The sequence below is a fragment of the Amycolatopsis sp. ATCC 39116 genome (assembly GCF_000231075.2).
GTDB lineage: Bacteria > Actinomycetota > Actinomycetes > Mycobacteriales > Pseudonocardiaceae > Amycolatopsis_E > Amycolatopsis_E tucumanensis.
Map to the genome: position 1 here is coordinate 1 of NZ_AFWY03000051.1, position 21,003 is coordinate 21,003.

21 protein-coding genes are annotated in these 21,003 nt (G+C 73.7%); 6 read left to right on the forward strand and 15 right to left on the reverse strand.

Translation table 11 applies throughout. The annotated features are described in order from the left end of the window. The coding region (locus AMY39116_RS44070; RefSeq protein ID WP_020421990.1) for an alpha/beta hydrolase at positions 1 to 261 on the forward strand (261 nt) is incomplete at its 5' end. 1 nt (position 262) lies between these two features. Here AMY39116_RS44070 and AMY39116_RS0333655 read toward each other — a convergent pair. The 4 genes from AMY39116_RS0333655 to AMY39116_RS0333670 form a co-directional block, all read right to left on the reverse strand. Continuing rightward, positions 263 to 820 (reverse strand): DUF4865 family protein, encoded by a 558-nt coding sequence (locus AMY39116_RS0333655; protein ID WP_020421991.1) that lies wholly within the window; start codon positions 818 to 820, stop codon positions 263 to 265. Positions 821 to 833: 13 nt separating this feature from the next. Continuing rightward, complete coding sequence (locus AMY39116_RS0333660; RefSeq protein ID WP_020421992.1) at positions 834 to 1,547, reverse strand: class I SAM-dependent methyltransferase; 714 nt, start codon at positions 1,545 to 1,547, stop codon at positions 834 to 836. Positions 1,548 to 1,590: 43 nt separating this feature from the next. After that, entirely contained in the window at positions 1,591 to 1,932 is a 342-nt protein-coding gene (locus AMY39116_RS0333665; protein WP_020421993.1) for a hypothetical protein, read from the reverse strand. A gap of 117 nt (positions 1,933 to 2,049) precedes the next feature. Beyond that, complete coding sequence (locus tag AMY39116_RS0333670) at positions 2,050 to 2,529, reverse strand: MarR family winged helix-turn-helix transcriptional regulator (RefSeq protein WP_020421994.1); 480 nt, start codon at positions 2,527 to 2,529, stop codon at positions 2,050 to 2,052. 38 nt (positions 2,530 to 2,567) lie between these two features. Here AMY39116_RS0333670 and pip point away from each other — a divergent pair, with 38 nt between their 5' ends. Next, entirely contained in the window at positions 2,568 to 3,542 is a 975-nt protein-coding gene (gene pip / locus AMY39116_RS0333675; RefSeq protein ID WP_020421995.1) for a prolyl aminopeptidase, read from the forward strand. On the opposite strand, the gene AMY39116_RS0333680 is transcribed toward pip, so the two are convergent. Then, complete coding sequence (locus AMY39116_RS0333680; RefSeq protein ID WP_020421996.1) at positions 3,523 to 4,509, reverse strand: LLM class F420-dependent oxidoreductase; 987 nt, start codon at positions 4,507 to 4,509, stop codon at positions 3,523 to 3,525. The genes pip and AMY39116_RS0333680 overlap by 20 nt on opposite strands. A 46-nt stretch (positions 4,510 to 4,555) precedes the next feature. Between AMY39116_RS0333680 and AMY39116_RS46420 the strand changes: the two genes are divergently transcribed. Beyond that, positions 4,556 to 4,699 (forward strand): hypothetical protein, encoded by a 144-nt coding sequence (locus AMY39116_RS46420; RefSeq protein ID WP_157358782.1) that lies wholly within the window; start codon positions 4,556 to 4,558, stop codon positions 4,697 to 4,699. A gap of 110 nt (positions 4,700 to 4,809) precedes the next feature. On the opposite strand, the gene AMY39116_RS0333685 is transcribed toward AMY39116_RS46420, so the two are convergent. From AMY39116_RS0333685 to AMY39116_RS0333690, 3 genes are all read right to left on the reverse strand, one after another. Continuing rightward, a complete protein-coding gene (locus AMY39116_RS0333685) occupies positions 4,810 to 5,400 on the reverse strand; it encodes a class I SAM-dependent methyltransferase (RefSeq protein WP_369794385.1) in 591 nt (196 codons plus the stop codon). Continuing rightward, a complete protein-coding gene (locus AMY39116_RS48190; RefSeq protein ID WP_202961476.1) occupies positions 5,286 to 5,684 on the reverse strand; it encodes an Ada metal-binding domain-containing protein in 399 nt (132 codons plus the stop codon). The genes AMY39116_RS0333685 and AMY39116_RS48190 overlap by 115 nt, the downstream gene beginning before the upstream one ends. A 307-nt stretch (positions 5,685 to 5,991) precedes the next feature. Next, positions 5,992 to 6,402 carry a MerR family transcriptional regulator gene (locus tag AMY39116_RS0333690; RefSeq protein WP_020421998.1) on the reverse strand — a complete coding sequence of 137 codons (411 nt, stop codon included), beginning with the start codon at positions 6,400 to 6,402 and terminating at the stop codon, positions 5,992 to 5,994. Between the two features lie 52 nt (positions 6,403 to 6,454). Here AMY39116_RS0333690 and AMY39116_RS0333695 point away from each other — a divergent pair, with 52 nt between their 5' ends. Continuing rightward, entirely contained in the window at positions 6,455 to 7,378 is a 924-nt protein-coding gene (locus AMY39116_RS0333695; protein ID WP_020421999.1) for an SDR family NAD(P)-dependent oxidoreductase, read from the forward strand. On the opposite strand, the gene AMY39116_RS0333700 is transcribed toward AMY39116_RS0333695, so the two are convergent. From AMY39116_RS0333700 to AMY39116_RS0333715, 4 genes are all read right to left on the reverse strand, one after another. Next, on the reverse strand, positions 7,365 to 8,000 hold the full coding sequence (locus AMY39116_RS0333700; RefSeq protein ID WP_020422000.1) for an HD domain-containing protein: 636 nt from the start codon (positions 7,998 to 8,000) through the stop codon (positions 7,365 to 7,367). The genes AMY39116_RS0333695 and AMY39116_RS0333700 overlap by 14 nt on opposite strands. Before the next feature lie 7 nt (positions 8,001 to 8,007). Then, the gene (locus AMY39116_RS0333705) at positions 8,008 to 9,405 is read right to left on the reverse strand and encodes an FAD-binding oxidoreductase (protein ID WP_020422001.1); all 1,398 of its coding nucleotides are present in this window, start codon (positions 9,403 to 9,405) and stop codon (positions 8,008 to 8,010) included. A gap of 69 nt (positions 9,406 to 9,474) precedes the next feature. Beyond that, positions 9,475 to 12,459 (reverse strand): AAA family ATPase, encoded by a 2,985-nt coding sequence (locus AMY39116_RS0333710; RefSeq protein WP_020422002.1) that lies wholly within the window; start codon positions 12,457 to 12,459, stop codon positions 9,475 to 9,477. Positions 12,460 to 12,502: 43 nt separating this feature from the next. Next, positions 12,503 to 13,891, reverse strand: coding sequence for a PLP-dependent aminotransferase family protein (locus AMY39116_RS0333715; RefSeq protein ID WP_027936453.1), 1,389 nt, complete (start codon positions 13,889 to 13,891; stop codon positions 12,503 to 12,505). On the opposite strand from AMY39116_RS0333715, the gene AMY39116_RS0333720 reads away from it, so the two are divergent. Next, positions 13,890 to 14,810 carry a DMT family transporter gene (locus AMY39116_RS0333720; RefSeq protein ID WP_051123652.1) on the forward strand — a complete coding sequence of 307 codons (921 nt, stop codon included), beginning with the start codon at positions 13,890 to 13,892 and terminating at the stop codon, positions 14,808 to 14,810. The two genes, AMY39116_RS0333715 and AMY39116_RS0333720, sit on opposite strands and share 2 nt — an antisense overlap. On the opposite strand, the gene ligD is transcribed toward AMY39116_RS0333720, so the two are convergent. Beyond that, complete coding sequence (ligD, locus tag AMY39116_RS0333725) at positions 14,797 to 15,753, reverse strand: non-homologous end-joining DNA ligase (RefSeq protein WP_020422005.1); 957 nt, start codon at positions 15,751 to 15,753, stop codon at positions 14,797 to 14,799. The genes AMY39116_RS0333720 and ligD overlap by 14 nt on opposite strands. Positions 15,754 to 15,850: 97 nt before the next feature. Here ligD and AMY39116_RS44075 point away from each other — a divergent pair, with 97 nt between their 5' ends. Continuing rightward, the gene (locus tag AMY39116_RS44075; RefSeq protein ID WP_020422006.1) at positions 15,851 to 16,858 is read left to right on the forward strand and encodes a peroxidase family protein; all 1,008 of its coding nucleotides are present in this window, start codon (positions 15,851 to 15,853) and stop codon (positions 16,856 to 16,858) included. Positions 16,859 to 17,100: 242 nt separating this feature from the next. Here the strand turns inward: AMY39116_RS44075 and AMY39116_RS0333735 are convergent, their stop codons facing one another. Both AMY39116_RS0333735 and AMY39116_RS0333740 read right to left on the reverse strand, forming a co-directional pair. After that, on the reverse strand, positions 17,101 to 19,968 hold the full coding sequence (locus tag AMY39116_RS0333735; protein ID WP_020422007.1) for a helix-turn-helix transcriptional regulator: 2,868 nt from the start codon (positions 19,966 to 19,968) through the stop codon (positions 17,101 to 17,103). Between the two features lie 24 nt (positions 19,969 to 19,992). Further along, on the reverse strand, positions 19,993 to 20,985 hold the full coding sequence (locus AMY39116_RS0333740) for an NAD(+)/NADH kinase (RefSeq protein ID WP_020422008.1): 993 nt from the start codon (positions 20,983 to 20,985) through the stop codon (positions 19,993 to 19,995). Between the last annotated feature and the right edge of the window lie 18 nt (positions 20,986 to 21,003).

Here is a 21,003-nt window from a genome sequence, read left to right on the forward strand (position 1 = left end):
CCGCCCGACCCGCGGGGGCCGGCGTTCCCGCGCCAGGCCGCGCCGACGTTCGCGAACCTGCGGGCCCGGCCGCTTTCGTGCCCCGGCCTGGTGGTCGCGAGCGACGACGACCCCTACTGCGAACCGGCGGCCTCAGCCGCGCTCGCCGACGCCTGGCGAGTCCCGTGGCGCCTGCTGGCCGGGCACGGCCACCTCAACTCCGGCAGCGGCCTCGGCGACTGGCCATCCGGCCTCGGCCTCCTCACCGAAGTCGCCGCCTGACCTACCACTGCCGCCCAACGCGCAGCGCGGCCAGTTCCGGCGCGGAGAGGTGCAGCACCTCGTACCGCTCGGTCGCCTCGCCGTCGTGCTCGCCGAGCACGAACCGCACCAGCTGCCAGTGGTGCGGGTCCAGCGCGAGGGCCGCGCTGTGCACCCCGGGCTCCCGGGCGGTCGCGGTCAGCCCGGCGAGTGCCTCCTCGACCGCCTCGGCGGGGTTCTCGCCCACCGGGGTGACAAGGCGGGACGCGTGCCGAGGTGTGCGGTCGCGCGCTGGACCGGGCTGGAAGGCCAGCCCGGTCCAGTGCCGCACCACCGGGCGGCCGAAGTCCCGCACGATGTTCTCGAAACCGCCGCCGCCCACCAGGAACTCGGCCATCCGCCCGGGGTCCCGCCACAGGTAGAACGGCGCGTACTGGTTCGGGCTCTCCCGCATGAGGTACGCCTTCAGGCCGAGGCCGGCGCGGTCGTCCAGCGCGTGCCCCCGCTCGGCGACCCGCCTGCGGATGATGCCCATGTCGTAGCCGGCGGGCAGGGCGATCTCGTACTGCTTCGCATACATCCCCGCACTGTACCTACTGGTATGTACGGAGAACGTAGCCGGTGTACTGGTACTCCGAGCCGTGCTCGCGGCGCATCGCGATCTCCCGGCGCGCCGCGGCGACGGCCTCGGCCATCGCGGGATCACCGGCGGCGGCGTCGGCCCGGGCGGCCAGGTGGTCGTAGAACTCGTCGAACCAGTCGCTGTCCGGCTGCGGCAGCACCGCCTCCACCCGGTAACCCGCGGCCACCGCGGCGGCGGAGTTCTCCTCGGTCGTCCTCAGTGGATACTGCGCGTCCCAGAACTCCTGCGCGGCCGCGGACGGCGTGCCGGTGGACCATTCGCATTCGGTGAGCACGAGCGCGCCACCGGGCTTGAGCAGCCTCTTCCACGTGCGCAGCGCGGTGTCGAAACCGAGCACGAAGACCGAGCTTTCGGCCCACAGCAGGTCGAATTCACCGTCCGGGAACGGGGGGTCGGCCATCGACGCGTTGACGGTGTCGACGTCGAGCCCCTCGGCCGCCTCGGCGAGGTCGTCGAGGAAGGGCTGGTGGGTGTCCAGGCCGGTCACCCGCGCGCCGGCCTTGGCCAGCAGCAGCGCCGACCGGCCCGGGCCGCACCCGAGGTCCAGCACCCGCGGCCGCTCGGGCAGCGGGCGGGCGAGTTCGAGGAGGCGGAGTGTGGTGGCGTCGGATCCCGGACCCTGCCGCGGCAGGCCGTGGAACAACGCGAAGAACGCTTCGGTCACGTGCGGCAGCCTCCGGCCCGCCGCACCGTGGCGCAACCGGTTTTCAGCCGGCCAGGTCGACCTCGGCGGTCAGCACGCCGTGGTGCTCCTGCAGGTCGACGCACCAGGTGCGGGCGAGCCGGTCGAGGATGTGCAGCGGAAGCCGCAGCGCCGCGTGGCCGGGCAGGGTGCGGCAGCGCAGCTCGCGGATCTCGGCGCGCAGGCTGCTGCCCTCGGTGTGCCGGAGGCGGACGGTGAACGGCGCGTGGGCGTGCCGGCAGGCGAGGCTGGCGAGGGTGTCGACCACCAGGAGAGCGCGGTCGTTCGCCTCTTCGCTCTCCTCGTCGAGGAGCGCGCGCAGATGGCGCCGGAGCCCGGCGAGGTGGGGCGCGCCCAACAGGGGCACGCCGCTGGTTCTGTCACAGATCTGGGCTGAGTCCGGCAAGACGGTCCTCCGCTGTTCCTTCAACGGGCGTGGAGCGTCGTTGTACCCCGGACAAGGGAACGCGAAACCTGCTCGCCGTCAACGGCTCAGATCCGGTGCGGCGTCGGCGATCCGCTGCCGCATCGGCCGTTCCCGCAAGGCCTCGATGGCCTCGTCGACGAGCTTGCTCAGCGGGTAGGCCAGCTCGTCTTCGAAACGTTTCGCCGCGGCGGTGGTCGCCGCCCACTCCGCGTCCAGGACCGGCAGCAACTCCTCCGCCCTGGGTGTCAGGTGGACGATGCGGTGACGAGCGTCGGCGCCCGGGCTGAGCGTCACCAGCTCCGCCTTGACCATCTGCGCGACGGTCTGGCTCGCCGCCGAGTGGGTGACTCCGATGGCGGCGGCGAGATCCCGGATGGGCTGCGGGCCGCCGGCGGCGAGCGCCCGCACCACCGGCGTGAAGCGCGGCCGGAACCAGGACAGGCCGAGGTCGGCGTAGATGGCGGCGACGTCGCCGTCCAGCAGTTCCAGCAGGTGCCGCAGCCGGGTGGCGAGCAGTTCGGCGCCAAGGATTGTCACAGCGCTAATATAACAGCACTGTTGCATCTGGAGGGACCATGACCCAGCTCCACCCCGTCGCCGAGCCCTACGCCGAAGGGATGTTGGACGTCGGCGACGACAACCGGATCCACTGGACCGAGTGCGGAAACCCCGGCGGCAAGCCCGCGGTGTTCGTCCACGGCGGGCCCGGCTCCGGCGCCTGGACCAATTCACGCGGCTACTTCGACCCGGAGCGCTACCGGCTCATCATGTTCAGCCAGCGCAACTGCGGCCGCAGCACGCCGCACGCGAGCGACCCGGCGACCGACCTGAGCCACAACACGACCGAGCACCTCATCGCGGACATGGAACGGCTGCGCGAGCACCTCGGGATCGAGCAGTGGCTGCTCTTCGGGGGGTCCTGGGGCTCCACGCTGCAACTCGCCTACGCGGAGCGGCACCCGGAGCGGGTCAGCGAGATCGTGATCGCCGGCGTGACGACCACCCGGCGCCGCGAGATCGACTGGCTGTACAACGGGGTCGGCCGGTTCTTCCCGGCGGAGCTGGAGCGGTTCCGGGCCGGCGCCGGCGACGTCGAGGGCGACACGTTCGACGTCCTCGCCGCCTACGCGCGCCTGATGGCGGATCCGGACCCCGCCGTCCGGGAAAAGGCCGCCCGGGACTGGAGCGCCTGGGAGGACGCGGCGGTCTCGCTCGAACCCAAGGGGGTGCCGAACTCCTACAGCGACCGGCCGTCCCGCGACCTGCTCGCGATGACCCGGATCTGCGCGCACTACTTCTCCAACGCCGCCTGGCTGGAGGAGGGCGTGCTGATCCGGGAAGCCCACCGGCTGAAGGGGATCCCCGGGAAGCTCATCCACGGCCGGCTCGACATCAGCAGCCCGGTGGAGACCGCGTGGGAGCTGACCCGGGTGTGGCCGGACGCCGAACTGATCGTGATCGACGACTCCGGCCACACCGGCAGCGACGCGATGCGGGCGGCGTGGCGCGCCGCCCTCGACGAGTTCGCGGTCAGGCCAGCTCGGGGATGACCTTGTTCGTGAACAGCTCCACCGACGCGCGGTCGTAGGCGATGTCGGCGAAGTAGGTGATCGCGTAGGTCATGCCGAGGCCGCGCAGCTCGGTGAGCCGCTCGGCGATCTGCTCGGGAGTGCCGACCAGCGGCCCGTTCGCGAACGAGTTCACGGTGCTCTCGAGCAGGTCGGCGGACAGGTGCGGCTCGTAGTGCGAGCGGATCCACGCCAGGCGGTCGGCCACGTCCTTATCGGTCTCGCCGATGACGACGTTGTAGTTGGCCGAGCGGACGATCGCGTCGAAGTCGGTGCCCACGTCCTGGCAGTGCGCGGCGAGGACCTCGGACTTGTGCTTGAAGTCCTCGGCGCCACCGGCGAAGTTCGTGTACCGGGCGTACCGGGCGGCGATGCGCAGCGTCTTCTTCTCACCGCCGCCGGCGATCCACAGCGGAATGCCGCCCTCCTGCAGCGGCAGCGGGTACGACAGCGCGCCGTCGACCTGGTAGTGCTTGCCGTCCAGCGTCGCCTTGCCCTCGCTCCACAGCTGGCGCATGATCTGCACGCCCTCGTCGAGCATGCCGAGCCGCTCGCCCGCGGACGGGAAGCCGTAGCCGTAGGCCCGCCACTCGTGCTCGTACCAGCCCGCGCCGATGCCCATCTCGACGCGGCCGCCCGAGATGACGTCCGTGGTCGCCGCGACCTTCGCCAGGTAGGCCGGGTTGCGGTAGCTCATGCACGTGCACATCTGGCCGAGGCGGACGCGGCTCGTGGTCGCGCCGAGGGCGGCCATGAGCGACCACGCCTCGTGCGTGGCCTCCGCCAGCGGAGCCGGGACGGTGTGGAAGTGGTCGTACACCCACACCGACTCGTACGGCCCGTTCTCGGCGTACCGGGCGATGTCCAGCATGGTCTGCCACTGCCCGGCGGGCTCGATACCGGTCAGGTCGAGCCGCCAGCCCTGGGGGATGAACAATCCGAAGCGCATGCGCCCAGCCTAGCCGGGGTGCGGGTGACCGGCGGAAGAAGCCTTGATGTCCATTTCGGACGTCACTCCACTGTGGACGGCCGCGCCTCAGCGGCTGATGCGGCCTGGCATCGGCTGCGGCTTGCTCGGCGGCGGCTGCGGGCTCGGTGGCCGGCGCTGCCACGGCCGGGAACTGGTCCTGCGCACCTGACCCCCCGGGACGGTCTCGACGACATTCGCTGGCGAAGACTAACCACACCCCGGGTGTGACTCACGCGGCGCACCCTCGTTCTGGGACCGGAGTTGCTGGAGTGGCTGGTGTTACGGCTGGTTCGGTCCCTTTTGCGCGATTCCCACTATGCGAGGTGCGACGACGGACACCTTGGCGCCGGGCGGGAAGATCAATTCCCTGCAGTGTGACACAACGAACCCGGCGGCCTCGATCGCGGTACGGGTGTCGCGGTTGGGCAGGCACCCGCCCATGAGCCGTGGCCAGACCAGTGCGGCGAGGTCCTGCCACCGCGCACGCAGCGGCGACCGGGCGCGGACGTGCTCGTAGAACCGCAGCCGCCCGCCGGGCCGGAGCACGCGCCGGAACTCGGCGAGCGCGGCGGCCTGGTCGGGGACCGAGCACAACACGCCGCTGACCACGACCTCGTCGACGGACCCGTCCGGCAGCGGCAGGCGGTCGGCGCGCGCGTCCAGGACGGGGACGCCCGACTTCGCCGCCTCGGCCCGCAGGGCGGGCTCCGGCTCGACGGCCGTGAGGTCCACACCGGGCGGGTAATGGGGGAAGTTCAGCCCGGTGCCCGCCCCGACTTCGAGCACGCGCCCCCGTGCGCCCGCGAGGAGCTCCCGCCGGAGCGCGGCGCCGCCCCGGGCCTCGTTGCGGGCGCCGATGCGCTTGAACAACCACGCGAAGAAGCGGTTCGCCATGCCTCGACGCTAGGGGAGGTTCGCCAGTGCCGGTACCGGTCCGGCAGGCAGACCGCGCAGGGCCGGTACCCGGCGGCGATCGCCGTCGGCTCGTCGGCGAAGAAGACGCGGTGCCGGGCGTAGTGGCCGCGCGCCAGGGCGCGCCGGGCGGACGGGCAGGTGAGCAGGCCGTAGATCCGCAACCACCGGTGGCCGCCCAGGGTGCCGGGGTCGGTGCTGCGGTAGGGGCGCCCGTCGGCGCCGAGGAGGGTGTAGGGCACGGTTCGAGGGTGCCGGGGGTGGGAGGGGTGCGCTGGCGTGTTCCGGTCGTGGCGCTCGGCGGAGGTGGCGCGCAGCAGCCGCGGCGGTCATGTGGCGGGTGGGCGGCGGGGCAAGCGCGGCGGCGGGGCAGCGGCGGGTCAGGTGCGGTGGCGGTCAGAGGTCGGGGCGCCGGTCAGCGCCGTCGCGGCCAGCGGCCGGGCGCACTGTCGAGGCGAGTAGCGGCCATCGGCCGCAGCAGCCAGCGGCCGATGAGCGTGCGCTCCGCGGAACCGGCCTCAGCGGCGCCGATCCCGGCCCCTCCCCACTTCACTCCACAGTGGACCCCGCCGGTTCCCACAATCCCGCGGCCCGGCCGTTCGCCACGTGCTCCTCGTACACCGCCACCTTGTGCCGGATCACCGCGAGGCTCTCCTGCAGCTCCGCGATCCGCTCCCGCACCCGCTCCTCGTGCTCGCGCAGCAGCGCCAGCCTCTCGAGTTCGTTGCCCCTCCCCTGCCGCACCAGTGCGGCGAACCGGCGGATCTCCTCCAGCGGCATCCCCGACGCGCGGAACCTCGTGCAGTACCGCAGCCACTCGACGTCCGCCTCGCGGTAGACGCGCCTGCCGCTCGCGTTCCGGGCCACCGGGCTCGCCAGCAGGCCCTCCCGCTCGTAGAGCCGCAACGTGTGCACGCTCAGCCCGGTGCGCCGCGCGACCTCGCCGATGCTCAAGTCCACCGGACCAGCCTAACTTGACCTAGACGCCGCTCTAACTCCTAGCGTCGCGGCCATGATCCAGAAACCACTGGGCACCGGCTTCGGCGCCCGCACCACCGCGGCCGACGTCCTCGCCGGCGTCGACCTGACCGGCAGGCTCGCGATCGTCACCGGCGGCTACTCGGGCATCGGCCTGGCCGCCACCCGCGCGCTCACCCAGGCCGGCGCGCACGTCGTGGTTCCCGCGCGCCGACCGGAAGCCGCGCGCGAAGCGGCCGAAGTGGACGAACTCGATCTCGCCGACCTGGGCAGCGTGCGCCGGTTCGCCGAGCGGTTCCTCGCCTCCGGCCGCCGCATCGACATCCTCATCGCGGGCGCGGGCATCATGGCCGCCCCGGAAACCCGCGTCGGGCCCGGCTGGGAGTCGCACTTCGCCGTCAACCACCTCGGGCACTTCGCGCTGGTCAACCTCCTCTGGCCGGCCCTGGCACCGGGCGCGCGCGTCGTGGTGGTCTCCTCGGCCGGGCACCAGCTGTCCCCCATCCGCTGGCACGACATCCACTTCGACACCGGCTACGACCGCTGGCTCGCCTACGCCCAGTCCAAAACCGCCAACGCGCTCTTCGCGTTGCAGCTGGACGTCCTCGGCCGGGAGCGCGCCCGCGCGTTCTCCCTGCACCCCGGCGCGATCCTGACGCCACTGCAACGGCACCTCGACACCGCGGACATGGTGGCGGCGGGCTGGATCGACGAGCACGGCAACCCCGCCGACCCCAGCTTCAAAACGCCCGAGCAGGGCGCGGCCACCCAGGTCTGGGCCGCCACCTCACCACAGCTCGACGGCCTCGGCGGCCTCTACTGCGAGGACTGCGACATCGCCGAGCCGACGGACAGCACGGAGATGATCGCCGGGGTCCGCGACTACGCGGTGGACCCCGCGGAGGCAGAGCGGCTCTGGGCGCTGTCGGCGGAGCTGACCGGCATCAACGCGTTCTGAGCGCGGCCAGCTCCCGCGCCAGGTTCGCCTTCGCCGCGGCCTCCCACCGCGACCGCGCGGCCGCCGTGGCGTACAGCGGGTCCCGCGCCAGCAGGTCCGACAGCACGGCCGACCGGCCGGCGCGCCACAGCTCGTCCGAGATCGGGGCGTATTCGGCGCGCACCGCACTGCGGTAGCGGTCGTAGGCGACCTCGTCCGCGCCGAGGATCGCGAGGTCTGCGTCGAGCAGCGCCTGCGCGGTCGCGTCCCCGTCCGGCGCGGCGTGCGTGAGCGTGGCCAGCACCAGCTCCTCGACCCGGGTCACGTGCTCCGGCCGCGCCCCCGCCCGGCGCAGCCACGACACCGCCCACTCGGCGCTGCGCCGCTCGTCGTCACCGGGCCGTCCGTCGTACACGACGTCGTGTGCGGCGGCGGCCAGCGCGAGCACCGCGCGTTCTTCCGGCGGCAACCCCAGGTCCGCCGCCAGGGCCGCCGAATCCCGCAGCACCGCGAGCACGTGCGCCGTGTCGTGGTAACGGCGGTGCGGCTCCGCGTACCGGGCGGCCAAGTCCGCCGCCGCGTCCGCCGCCACACCGCCGTCGCCACCGAGCGCCCGTACCGCGCTCACCCAGTCGTTCCGCACGCACCCATCATCGCGCGGGCCGGATGTTCTGGTTGACGTGGAACACGTTCTCCGGGTCGTACTTGGCCTTCACCCGCGCCAGCCGGTCGTAGTTGTCCCGGTAGGACGCGCGCACGCGTTCCTGTCCCTCGTCGTCCATCATGAAGTTGATGTACGCCCCGCCCGCGGACGTCGGGTGCAGGTCCGACCAGTAGTCCTTGGCCCAGCGGGTCATCACGTCCACGTCGGCCGGCTCCGGCGACACCCCGACGATCACGCCGGCCCAGCCGCCGTCGCGGTGACCGAAGGCGGTCGCGTCGGCGGGGACGCGCGCCGCGGCGCCGTCGATCGGGTACAGGTGCATCGTCGAGAACGGCGTCGGCATCGTCTGCCCGTACCGGACGTGGACGTCGATCGCCTCGTCGGTGATCTCGGTGAAGAAATCCGCCTTCCAGTACCACTGCAGACCGGCCGGGTACAGGGCGTCGAACGCGGTCTGCAGGACGTTGTGCGGCATCTCGTGCAGGCCCATCACCAGCGGCGAACCGTAGGTCTTCACCGGCTCCAGCACCTCGTCCGCGCGGTCGTGCGGCCCGGTGTAGCACCAGACGATCCCGCACGCCTTGCGTCCCCACAGCTGTTCGGGGAACGGCGGTGCCGGCGGGATGGTCAGCAGCCCGAACCAGCCGGACAGCTCCTCCGGCAGCGACGGCAGCAGCTCGCGGTACCAGCGCATCACGTCCGGGGTGTCCGCCAGGTCGTACAGCACCGGCCCGCCGATGATGACGCCGTGCTCGCCGATGTCGTGGGCGCGGAACGTGAACGAGGTGACCACGCCGAAGTTCCCGCCGCCGCCGCGCAGCGCCCAGAACAGGTCCGGGTGGGACGTCTCGCTGGCGATCACCAGGGTGCCGTCGGCGAGCACGACGTCGGCCGAGAGCAGGTTGTCGACGGTGAGCCCGAACTTCCGGGCCAAGTAGCCGACCCCGCCGCCGAGCGTCAGCCCCGCCACACCGGTGGAGCCGAGGAACCCGCACGGCACAGCCATTCCGAACGGGACGGTGGCGTGGTCGACGTCGGCCCACGTGCACCCCGCGTCGACGCGGACGGTGTGGTGCTCGGGGTCGACGGTGGTGCTGTGCAGCAACGCGAAGTCGATCACCAGGGCGTCGTCGGCGACGCCGAGCCCGCCGGCGTTGTGGCCGCCGCCGCGCACGGCGATCGTGATGTCGTGCGCCCGCGCGAACTTCACGCAGGCGACCACGTCCGCGGTGTCGCGCACCCGGACGATGGCGGACGGCCGCCGGTCGATGGACCCGTTGTACACGGCGCGGGCCGCGTCGTACCCGGGGTCGGACGGGAGCACGAGGTCGCCGCGCAGGGTGGCGGCCAGCTCCTCGTACGGTGCGGTGGCGATGGTGGTCATGGTTCCTCCTCAGGTGGGTCGCCACGACGCTAGGGACCGGGCGTTCGCGCAGCGTTCGCCCGCGCGGGCTCAGCCGGAGCCTGCCCGAACGGCGAGGTCGTGCTCGCACCGCCGCACCAGTGCGAGGCTGCCCTGTGCCCTGGCCAGCCGCACCGCGGAGCGCAGCCGGGACACCGCCGTGCCCGGGTCGTCGAGGGCGGCGCGCTTGCGCATCACCTCGGGCATCCACCACACGTCGTCGCGGGCCTGCCCGGCGACGATCGCCGCGTCCAGGGTCGCGCGGGCCGCGTCCGGGCCGGACAGGTCGGCGAGCAGCGCGAGCCAGTACGGCATCCGCGCGAACGAGCCCTCCGCGCGCAGGTTGTCGATGCCGCGCCGGGCGACCTCGGGCCGGCCGGTCCGCCAGCCGCCCAGCACCAGGCCCCACTCCCGGTAGTAGGCGAAGCCGTAGCGGTCGCACAGCTCGCCCAGCTCGCGCACGGTGTCGCCGAGCCGGTCCACCTCGCCGCACATCTGGTAGGTGATCCCGGCGTAGGCGAGCCCGACGGCGAGGCTGTACGGGTGCTCCGCCGACCGGGCGAGCTCGATCGCGTCCTGGCAGGCGGCCAGCGCCTCCCCGGTGTGGCCCAGCAGCCAGTGCGGGTGCGCGGCCCACCCCGTCGCGTGCACGTCCGGGCGGGTGCCGACGGTCAGCGACGGGGCGCCGCGGGACAGTTTCACGGCGAGGTCGAAGTGCTGCAGCGCCTCGGCGGGCCGCCCGAGGCTGCACGCGCTCCCGCCGTACACGAAGTGCGCCGCGCCACGCAGTTCCGAGTCCGGGTCGACGAGGTCCAGCACGTTCGTGGCGACCTCGTAGGCATCGGCGGTGCGGCCCTGCACGAAGCGGGACGCCCACAGCCCGACCATCGCGGTGAGCATCGAATCCTGCTGCCCCAGGCGTTTGGCGAGGGCGATGGTGCGCTCCAGGGCCTGCTGCAGCTGCGGCGAGGCGTACCCGTGGCGGGCGTTGAGCGGCGCCGCCATCGTCTCCAGTATCGCCAGTTCCTGACGGGCGGACTCGGCGCTGTCCGGCTGGGCCCGCACGATGTCCAGCGCCTCCTGGTGCAGCCGGATCGCCTCGGCGTGGGCGAAGGTGCTGGACGCGAAGGCCGCGGCGCGCCGGTAGTAGCCGACCGCGCGGTCCGGGCGGCCGCCCCGCGCGTACTGCTCCGCGAGACGCCCGGACACCGGGTCGGTGTCTCCGGCGTGCAGCAGCTCCAGCGCCTGCGCGATGCGCCGGTGCAGCAGCCAGCGGTTGGGCGGGCTGACCAGGCGGTAGGCGGTGTCCCGGAGCAGGTCGTGGCTGAAGTCGTAGCCGCCGCCGATCTCCTGGATGATGCGACGCCGCCACAGCTCGTCGACGGCCTGCACGACCGTGTCCGGTTCGAGGTCGCTGGCCTCGGTGAGCAGGGCGAGCGTGAAGTCCCTACCGACCGCGGCAGCGAGCCCGGCGATCTTGCGCGCGGCCGGGCTCGCTTGGTCGACCCGGTTGCGCAGCACGTCGGTGAGGTCGCTGCCGGGCAGTGCCTTGCCCCGCACGGCTTCGACGACGTAGAGCGGGAACCCGCCGGTGGTGGCCTGCAGCAGCGCGCGGTCCGCGGGGGCGAGCGGCTGCCCGGAGATCAGCTCGGCCAGCCGGGCGGATTCGGTGATCTCCAACGGGTTCAGCGTCAGCTCGGTGAGCAGGCCGGTGGCCCGCATGCGGGTGGTCCACTCGGCGAGCTCCGGCCACTCGCCGTCGGTGCGCAGGGTCGCGGCGACGAGGACCGGCGCGTCCGGGGCGAGGCCGAGGCAGAACGTGAGGAACGCCAGGGTTTCCTGGTCGCACCACTGCAGGTTGTCCAGCACCAGCAGCATCGGGCGGCCGGTGCCGGTGAGCGCTCTGGCCAGGCCCTCGAAGAAGCGGTGCCGCTGCCAGGCGTCCACCATCGCGCGGGGGCCGGTGTCCGGGTCGCTCCGCGACCGGCCGGCGGGCACGAGGCGGTCCACTTCGGCGCGCCACACCGGTTCCAGGTTCGCGGTCGCGGCCCGCACCGCGGGGGCACGCAGCCAGTCGGCGACCGGCGCCAGCGGCAGCCGTCCTGGCGTGCCGAAGCACTGGGAGGTGGCCACGATCGCGCCGTGCGCCCGCGCGGCGGAGGCGACTTCGGCGACCAGCCTGCTCTTGCCGACGCCCGCGCCGCCGCAGACCAGCACGAGCCCGGGGCGTCCTGCCGCCGCGGTCTGCCACACGCGCGAGAGGAGTGCGATCTCCCGGCCGCGCCCGACGAGCCCGGTGGTGCCGGGGCGCGGGCCCGTCGCGTCGCCGGCCAGCAGGCGGCGCAGGGCCCGGCGCGTCGTCTCGTCCGGGACGACGCCGAGTTCGCGTTCCAGGGTGGACGCGCAGTGGTGGTAGGTGCTGACCGCGCTGGCCCGGTCCCCCATCGCGGCCTGCAGGTCCATCAGCGTGCGGTAGCCCTGTTCCTCCAGCGGGCGCAACTGGATCCGCCTGCGGGCGGCCTCCGCGGCGCCGGGCAGGTCGCCGCGGCTCTTCCTGGCCTGGCACAGCAGATCGCACAGCCGGACGCAGGACGATTCCAGCGCGGCACGCGGCTCGATCACCCATTCGTCGTTGATGCCGGGCAGGAATTCACCGTGGTAGAGCGCGATCGCGGCCGGTGCGTGTTCGAGCACCCCGTCGCCGGTCTGGGCCGCCGCGCGGGCCAGTTCGAAGTCGCGCACGTCGACGCGGACGCCCGCGGTGTCGCGCCAGCACAGATCCTTCGCGGTGACGACCAGGCAGTCCTGACCGAGGGTGTGGCGCAGGTGGTGCAGTTCGCGGCGGAGGTTGGTCAGCGCCTGCGGTTCGGACGAGTCGGGCCAGAACAGTTCGGCGATGCGCTGCCGCGGCTGGGGCACGCCCGCGTGCACGACGAGGTAGGCGACGAGCGCGACGGTGCGCGGCGAACGGGTCACCACCGAACCGTTCGCTTCGTCGAGAATTGCCTGCTCTCCCAGCAGGGAGACCCGCAGCATCCCGCCAGAGTAGACCGCGAGGCGGGTCCGATCGACGGAATGCCTAAAGCCCTTGCCGGGCCAGTGCCTCGCCGATGATCCGGGCGCCGTCGGGAAAAGCGCCCGGATTCGGGCCCGAGTAGTTGAGCCGCAGGTACACCCCGGGCGGCTCCGCCGGGAACCATTCGCCGCCCGGGTTCACCACCACCCCGGCCGCCTCGCAGTCGCGGACCAGGCGCGCCGGATCGGTGGCGTCCGGCAACCGCACCCACAGGTTCAGCCCGCCCTGCGGCAACCCTTCCAGGCGTGCCGCCGGCACGTGCTCCCGCAGCGCGCCGGCGAGCAGGTCGCGCCGCGCGGCCAGCTGGCGGCGCACCCCGCGCAGGTGCGTGCGCCACCCGGGCTGGGTGACGACGTCGAGCGCGACCGCCTGCAGCAACCCGCTGACGTACATCGATTCGCCCTGTGCGCTGGCGAGGATGCGCTCGCGGGCCGCGCCGCGCGCGATGATCCCGGCGACCCGCACCGCCGGGGACACGCTCTTCGTCAGCGACCGCAGGTACACCACGTGCCCGCGGTCGTCCCGCGCGGCGAGCGGCACCACGTCGGCCGCGATCCCGAAATCGTGCGCCCAGTCGTCCTCGATCAGGAACGCGCCGTGCTCGCGGACGACGCCGAGGACCTCCTCGCCCAGCTCGGCGGGCCAGCGGGCGCCGGTCGGGTTGGCGAAGTTCGGCTGCGCGTAGAACGCCCTGGCCCCGGTGTGCCGGAACGCGCGGTCCAGCTCGTCCGGGTCCGGACCGTGCGGCCCGCTCGGCACGGGCACCACCCGCACCCCGGCCTGCGCGGCGGCGAGGATCGCGCCCCAGTACGTCGGCGACTCCAGCACCAGCGGCGCGCCGGCCCCGACGAGCCCCCGGAACGCCGCGCTGAGCCCGCTCTGGCTGCCCGGGAACACGACGACGTCGCCCGGCGCCGCCGGACCCAGCTCCGCGGCGAACCACGCCTGCAGCTCCGGCAACCCCGCGGCCGGCGGGCGGCTGACCGCGGAAGCGCCCCGCGCGGCGCGGGCGAACGCCGCCCGCACCAGCCGTTCGGGCAGCAGCTCCCGGTCCGGGTAGCCGGAGTGCAACGCGATCACGTCGTTCGGCACCGTGCGCAGCGCGGTCGACACCCGCGGCACGCGGTGCGGCGGCGACCCGAGCGCCGCCGTCTGCCACCCGTAGTCGTTCGCGCGCGCCACTCGGACCGCGCGCACGAAGGTGCCGACACCGGGCCTGCTCTCCACGACGCCCTGGGCCGCGAGGGTCCGCAGCGCCTTCTGCACGGTCACCGGGCTCGCCGCGTACTCGGCGACGAGCGCGCGGGTGGACGGCAGCTTCGCGCCCGGTTCGGCGGTCGCGATCCACTCGCGCAGCCCAGCCACGATGCGAGAGCTGCTATCGTCGGACATGAGGCAGGATAGTAGCGCTACTCTCGCCGAGCGCCCGGTGCTACCGCCCGCGCGGGCCGGTCTCGGCTGGGGTCTGCTGGGAGTCACGGCGTTCTCGTTCACCGTCCCGTTCACCCGCGTCGCCGTCGGCGCCATGTCGCCGCTGTTCATCGGTTGCGGGCGGGCGGTCGTCGCCGCGCTGCTCGCCGCGGTCGCGCTCGCCTGCACCCGGCAACGCCTGCCGCGGGGCGTGCAGTGGTTCCGCCTCGCGATCGTCGCCGCGGGCGTGGTCGTCGGGTTCCCCGTGCTGACGTCGTTCGCGCTGACCACCGCCTCGGCCAGTCACAGCGCCGTCGTGATCGCGCTGCTGCCCGCCGCCACCGCGGTCATCGCCGTGCTGCGCGGGCGCGAACGGCCGGCGGCCCGCTTCTGGGTGGCAGCCGCCCTCGGCGCGGTCGCCGCGGTGGCGTTCGCGTCCCTGCAGGGCGGTTTCACCGGCCCGCGGTGGTCGGACCTGCTCCTCGTCGGGGCGGTGCTGGCCGCCGGGATCGGCTACGCGGAGGGTGGCCTGCTGGCCCGCGAACTCGGCCCGTGGCAGACGATCTCGTGGGCGCTCGTGTTGTCCGCGCCGCTGATGACCGCGCTCGCGGCCGTCGCCGCGTGGCAGCACCCGCCGACGGGCACCGCCGTGGACTGGGCCGCGTTCGCCTACCTCGGCGTGGTGAGCATGTTCCTCGGGTTCTTCGCGTGGTACCGGGGGCTCGCGATCGGCCCGATGGCGCGGGTGAGCCAGATCCAGCTGGTCCAGCCGGTGCTGACCATCTGCTGGGCGGTGCTGTTCCTCGGCGAGGCGATCACCTGGCCGACCGTGCTCGGCGGCCTCGCGGTGATCGCGTGCGCCGGGCTCGCCGTGCGCACCAGGCTGATCAGGCGAGCGTGACCTCCTCCGGCCGCCGGTCCGGCCGCAGCCCGCGCCACGACGGCGCCCGCAACCGACCGTCCGACGTCCACTGCCGGAACTCCACCTCGCCCACCAGTTCCGGCTCCACCCAGTGCGCGTTGCGGGCATACTCGCGGGGCACCGGGCTGTCGAACGGGCTCGTGCGGCGGGCCAGCGGGCGCAGGCGGGCCTGCAGGTCGTCGAGCATGCGGTCGGTGAAGCCGGTGCCGACGTGCCCGGCGAAGCGCAGTCCGGTCTCGTCGTGCAGGCCGAGCAGCAGAGCGCCGAACGTGCCGGAGCGCCGTCCCTCGCCGGTGGTCCAGCCCGCGATCACCACCTCCTGCGTGCGGGTCAGCGGCGTCTTCACCCAGTCCGGCGACCGCACGCCGGGCTGGTAGACCGAGCCGAGCCGCTTCGACACCAGCCCCTCCAGGCCGACCTCGCGCGCCGCGCTCAGCAACTCCGCACCCTCCACGTCGGACGCCAGGAAGTGCCGCCGCACCCGCACCTCCGGCCGGTCGATGCCCAGTCCCAGCAACCGTTCCCGGCGTTCCTCGTAGGGCAGGCCGGTGCAGTCCTGCGATCCCTCGCGCAGCAGGTCGAACGCGAAGAACACGACGGGCACCGAGGACAGCCGCGCCGGGGTGGGCACGGTCAGGTTCATCCGCTGTTGCAGGCGCCCGAAATCCGGCCTGCCGTCCTCGTCGAGCGCGACGACCTCGCCGTCGATCAGCAGCGTGCGCGGGTCGTGGCCGAGCACGGCCAGCTCCGGATAGGTGCCGGTGACGTCACGCAGCCGCCGCGAGTAGAGCCGGACCTCGCCGCCGGACACCGCGGCCTGGCACCGCACCCCGTCGTACTTCCACTCGAACGCCCAGCCCTCGCTGTCCCGCACGGGTCCGGGAACGGCCAGCATGGGGGCGACGGGCTCGGGCAGCGGCATGCCCCGATGCTGCGCCGGATCGTGGGCTTCCGCCAGTCGGCCACACCTCTTCGTGGGGACTTAGGTCACCACTTTCCCCGTTCGCCCCTTCGGAGGTATGCCCCGTCGCGGCCGCGGTGGACCGTTTCCGCTTTCCCGGCTGGGCAAGAAGGGCCCGCAAATCGACAACGCGTTGCTCCAGCTGCTCGCGCGGGCGATCGACGCGGGCACCAACGTCAACCGCACCGGGTTCGACGTGCCCCGCGCCGGCACCGGCCCGACCAAAGCGGCGGAGCGGGAGGCGCTGATCCCGGACACCCGCAACGACGAAAACCTCGCCGTCGCGCAGATCCACGCCAGGTTCATCAACTTCCACAACCGCGTGATCGACCACTTCGCCGCGGATTCCGTGCCGAGCGCGCTGCTTTTCGAAAAGGCCCGCGGTGAAGTGGTGCGGCACTACCAGTGGATGCTGCGCGAGGACTACCCGCCGCGGATCGTGAACCCGATGATCGTCGACGACGTGTTCACCGACGGGCGCAAGTACTTCGACCCGCAGACCGCGGGCGGCCCGGCGACCATGCCGATCGAGTTCTCGGTCGCGGCGTTCCGCCTCGGGCACAGCATGGTGCGGGAAACCTATTCCTGGAACCGGATCTTCGAAGCCGGCTCCCCGCTGGGCATCGCGACGCTGTTCCAGCTGTTCACCTTCAGCGGCACCGCCGGGACCCTCAGCCCCACCAACGACCCGGCCGACCTCGACGACCCGGACGCGGGCACGTTCCTGCGCCTGCCGACCAACTGGATCGTGGACTGGCGGCAGTTGTTCGACTTCGGCCCGAACGGCGTGCCGAACCCGACGAGCGTGCCGCTCAACCCGGCGCGGCGCATCGACACGCTGCTGGCGAACCCGCTGGACACCCTGCCGGCAGGCACGCTCGGCGGCCGGGAGGGCGGGCTCGCCGGCGACGACATCCAGCGGAACCTGGCCTACCGCAACCTGATCCGCGCGAACATGGTCGAGCCGGCCACCGGGCAGCAGATGGCCGAGTTCCTGGAGACGACCCCGCTGACCGCCGAGCAGATCCTCACCGGCGCCGGGGTGGTGCGGACCTGTCCACGCTGAGCCCGGAACTGCGTGACGAGCTGGTCGCCGACACGCCGCTGTGGTTCTACGTCCTGCGGGAGGCCGAGGTGCACGAGGGGCGCCTGAACGGGGTCGGCGGGCGCGAGCCGCCACTCGATCCTGAACGAACCGGGCCGGCAGCCCGCGCTCGGCGCGCGGCAGGGCAGCTTCACGATGGCCGACCTGCTGCTCTTCGCGGCAGGCGGGAAGCCGGAGAACCTCAACCCCCTCGGCGACAAGCCCTAACCGAGCAGGCCGCGCTGGTGCGCCAGGGAAACCGCCTCGGCGCGGCTCCCGGCGCCCAGCTTGGCCATCACGCGCGACAGGTGCACGCTCGCGGTCTTCTCGCTGATGAACAGGCGCTCGCCGACCTGGCGGTTGGTCAGCCCGCCCGCGACCAGTTCCAGCACGGCCCGTTCGCGCGGGGTCAGCACGTCGTCGGCGGGCGCGGACGCGGCCGTCAGCCTGCCGCGCCGGGCCAGGTCCGCCACCGCGGACCGCAGCGGTTGCGCGCCCAGCTGGCCTGCGGCGTCGTGCACCAACCGGGCCTGCTCGGCCGCCGCTTCCCGCTCGCCGTGGGCCAGCAGCGCCGCGGCCCACCGCCACCGGGCGAGCAGCTGCCAGTACGGCAGGGGCGCGGCCTCGTCGACCGCGACCGCCCACGCGGCCGGGTCGTCCGCGCCACGCAAGCGGTTCAGCTCCGCGGCGAGCCGCGCGGTCGGCGCGCGCGTGTCCGGGCTGCGTTCCTCCAGCCGGACCTGCATCGGCGACACCAGCTCGCCGCAGGCGGCCAGCTCCTCGCCCTGGCCGACCAGCTCGGCGGCGTCCCCGCCGCGGCGCCGGACTTCCTCGGCGTGGTCGGCCAGCGCGGACACCCCGGTGACGACCGCCCACCGCATGTCGGCCAGGCTCGACCGGGTCAGCGCCCGCAGCTGCTCGATCACGGCCCGGACCTCCGCGACGGCCCGCCCGGCGTCGCCCTGCCACTGCGCGGCCTCGGCCAGCGCGATCCCCAGAAGCACGCCGGTGCGCGCGTCGTCGCGCTGGTCGGCCAGCCGCGCCGCGAGGTCCTCGACCTCGGCGAACCGCCCCTGCGCGGCCAGGATCGGCGCGGAGTACGCCCCGACGCGGGCCCGCGCGAACCGCGGCGCTCCGGGCACCGCCGCGCGGTCCAGCGCGGTGTCCCAGTCGCCGAGCACGTACAGGTCGAACAGCTCGCTCGTGCGCGCATCGACGCCGACGTCGCTCCAGCCGAGCCCGGCCCGTTCCGCGCGCTGCCACACCCGCGCGGCCATTCGCGCCGCGCCAGGCAGGTCACCGCTCACCAGCAGGTTGCAGGTGACGTTGTGCAGCGCCCGCAGCTCGACCCGGACCGCGCCGATCTCGGCCGCGCGGTCCGCCGCGGCCAGACCGAGGCGCGTGGACAGCTCGACGTTGCCCTGCCAGTCCTCGAACGCGGCGAGCGTGACCATCCCGTCGACCTCGACCTCGGGCGCTCCGGCCGCGCCCGCGTCGGCGATGGCCTGCTGCACGTGGCCGCGCAGCTCGTCGACGTCGACGTCCGGCACGCCCCACACCCAGGCGCGGGCCCGCAGCGCGAGGACCCGGGCGCGCACGACGCTCGCCGGGCGGTCGCGCACCAGCTCCCACGCCTCGGCGACGGCCTTCGACACCTCGCCGCGGTGCAGGTCGAACGGGATCAACGCGATCGCGAGCTGGTGCCGCGTGTCGGCGGCCAGCTCGGGGTCGTCGCGCAGGTCCGCCTCGGTCACGGCGGAGCGGGCGTAGGTGACGGCGCGGTCGGCCTCGCCCGCCGCGTACGCCATCGCGGCCGCCGAGCGCAGCAGCGCCAGCTGGTCCCGTCCGCTGATCCGCTCCGGCTCGTCCACCGCCTCCCACAGCTGCAGCGCCTGCTCGAGGTGGTGCAGCGCGTCGCCCGGGGCCTGCATCCCGGCCGCCTGGTCCGCGGCCCGCACCGACGCGGCGAGCGCGGTCGGCAGGTCGTGGCTGCGGAAGCTGTGGTGCGCGAGAGCGGCCGCGGTGCCGTTCTCGGCGGCCAGGCGCGCGAACGCGGCGTGCAGGCGGACCCGCTCCCCGGGCAGCAGGTCGTCGTAGACCGCTTCGCGCAGCAGCGCGTGCCGGAACGCGTAGCCGTCCTCCGCGGCGACGAGGACGTTGTGCAGGACGGCCTCGCGCAACGCGGTCTCCAGGGTGTCCTCGTCCAGCCCGCAGACCGTGCGCAGGCTGGCGTGCGCGACGAGCTGCGCCGCGCCGGAGACCGCGCGGGCCACGCGCTGCGCCTCGGGGCTGAGCCGTTCCACGCGGGCGAGCAGCAGTTCGGCCAGTCCCTCGGGCAGGTTCGCGCCGCGACGCACCGCGGCCGTCAGCTCCTCGCAGAAGAACGGGTTGCCCTCGGAGCGTTCGGCGACGGTGCGCACGGTGGTGTCCGGCAACGCGCCTTCGGCGAGCGCCGAAACGAATGCGACGGCGTCGGCCGCGTCGAGCGGGGCCAGCTCGATCCGCGCCACCGAAGGCAGCCGGGACACCTCCGCCAGCAGCGGGCGCAGCGGGTGGCGGCGGTGCAGGTCGTCGGTGCGGTAGGTGGCGACCACCAGCAGCCGCTGGGTGTCCAGCCGGGACAGCAGGAACAACACGAGGTCCCTGGTCGAGGCGTCGGCCCAGTGCAGGTCCTCCAGCGCGAGCAGCACCGGGCCACGGGCGGCGAGGTCCACCAGCAGCGCGTGCACCGCGTCGAACAGCCGCAGCCGTTCCACCGTCTGGTCGGCGGGCTCCGGCTGGGCGAGACCGGGCAGCAGACGCCCGAGCACCGGCCACTGTTGCGCCGCCTCCCGCTGCCCGCCCAGCGCCTCGGCGAAGGGCAGGTACGGCAACCCCGCTTCGCCGACGTCGAGGCAACGCCCGGACAGCACGGTCACCCCATCTGCTTCCGCGACCAGCTCACCGAGCAGCCGCGACTTGCCGACCCCGGCGTCACCGGCCAGGAGCACCGCCCCCGCCTGGCCCGCCCGGGCCCGGTCCAGCGCGGCACGCAGGGTGTCCAGCTCGGGTTCGCGGCCGATCAGCGGGATCGCGGTGTCGAGGCGAGGCACACCTCATGCTCCCACGGACGACGATCAGCGCGGGGGCCGTTCGTCGGCGAGGGCGGCGACCGAATCGGCCAGCCCGAAGCGGTCGCGCACCCGGCACAGGAAGTCCGGCTCGTCGAGGCGGACCAGCCGCGCGCGCCGGCTCGCCGCCTGCACGGTGATCCAGTCGCCCGGCTCCAGCACGCCCCGCAGCTGACCGTCGACGCTCACCGCGGCCTCCCCGGACTGCTCCAGCACCCGGATGCCGACCCGCTGCTGCGGCGCCAGCACCACACTGCGGTTGAAGACCATGTGCGGCGCGACCGGCGTGAACACCAGCGCGTCCAGGCCGGGCGAGACGATCGGGCCGCCCGCGGAGAAGCTGTAGGCGGTCGAACCGGTCGAGGACGCCACGACGAACGCGTCGGTCGAGTAGACGGCGAACTGCCGCCCGTCGACGTAGACCGCGAGGCTGGCCTGCCGGTCGCGGGCCAGCTTCTCCACCACGATGTCGTTGAGCCCCAGCACGTCGAGCTGGATGCCGTCGCCGTCGGACGGGGCCCGCCGGGTGGTGGGCGGCGGCAGCGCAGGACCGCGGCCGTAGCGCAGCATCGGCTCGATGCCCTTCGGGATGCTCAGCGGCCGCGACGCGCACATGGTGAGCGTCATCCGCGAGTCCTCCTGGAAGGCGCCGTCGTTGACCGCGTCCAGCGCGGCGACCACGTCCTCGGTGGCGACCTCGGTGAGGAACCCGACGCGGCCCACGTTCACGCCGAGCACCAGCGACCCGACCGGCGCCGCGACCCGCACCCCGCGCAGGAAGGTGCCGTCGCCGCCGACGGTGACGATCAGGTCCGGGTTGCCCGCGCGCTCGGCCTCCTCCTTGGCGTGCAGGCGGTGGCCGTCGAAGTCGTCCCACACGTCGATGTCGGTGCACGGGATGCCGCGGGCGGCCGCCCAGGCGCGGACCTCGCCCGCGGTGCGCCGCGCGGTCTCCTTGCCGCCGTGCACCACCAGGCCGATCCGGGAAACGGAAGCCATGTCCCTCCTCGCGACCGG

Coding starts and splice junctions, on each gene's coding strand:
- AMY39116_RS0333655 (WP_020421991.1), bottom strand. CDS start 820: ATGTATGCGAAGCAGTACGAGATCGCCCTGCCCGCCGGCTACGACATG.
- pip (WP_020421995.1), top strand. CDS start 2,568: ATGACCCAGCTCCACCCCGTCGCCGAGCCCTACGCCGAAGGGATGTTG.
- AMY39116_RS0333680 (WP_020421996.1), bottom strand. CDS start 4,509: ATGCGCTTCGGATTGTTCATCCCCCAGGGCTGGCGGCTCGACCTGACC.
- AMY39116_RS46420 (WP_157358782.1), top strand. CDS start 4,556: ATGTCCATTTCGGACGTCACTCCACTGTGGACGGCCGCGCCTCAGCGG.
- AMY39116_RS0333695 (WP_020421999.1), top strand. CDS start 6,455: ATGATCCAGAAACCACTGGGCACCGGCTTCGGCGCCCGCACCACCGCG.
- AMY39116_RS0333705 (WP_020422001.1), bottom strand. CDS start 9,405: ATGACCACCATCGCCACCGCACCGTACGAGGAGCTGGCCGCCACCCTG.
- AMY39116_RS0333710 (WP_020422002.1), bottom strand. CDS start 12,459: ATGCTGCGGGTCTCCCTGCTGGGAGAGCAGGCAATTCTCGACGAAGCG.
- AMY39116_RS0333720 (WP_051123652.1), top strand. CDS start 13,890: ATGAGGCAGGATAGTAGCGCTACTCTCGCCGAGCGCCCGGTGCTACCG.
- AMY39116_RS0333715 (WP_027936453.1), bottom strand. CDS start 13,891: ATGTCCGACGATAGCAGCTCTCGCATCGTGGCTGGGCTGCGCGAGTGG.
- ligD (WP_020422005.1), bottom strand. CDS start 15,753: ATGCCGCTGCCCGAGCCCGTCGCCCCCATGCTGGCCGTTCCCGGACCC.
- AMY39116_RS44075 (WP_020422006.1), top strand. CDS start 15,851: ATGCCCCGTCGCGGCCGCGGTGGACCGTTTCCGCTTTCCCGGCTGGGC.
- AMY39116_RS0333740 (WP_020422008.1), bottom strand. CDS start 20,985: ATGGCTTCCGTTTCCCGGATCGGCCTGGTGGTGCACGGCGGCAAGGAG.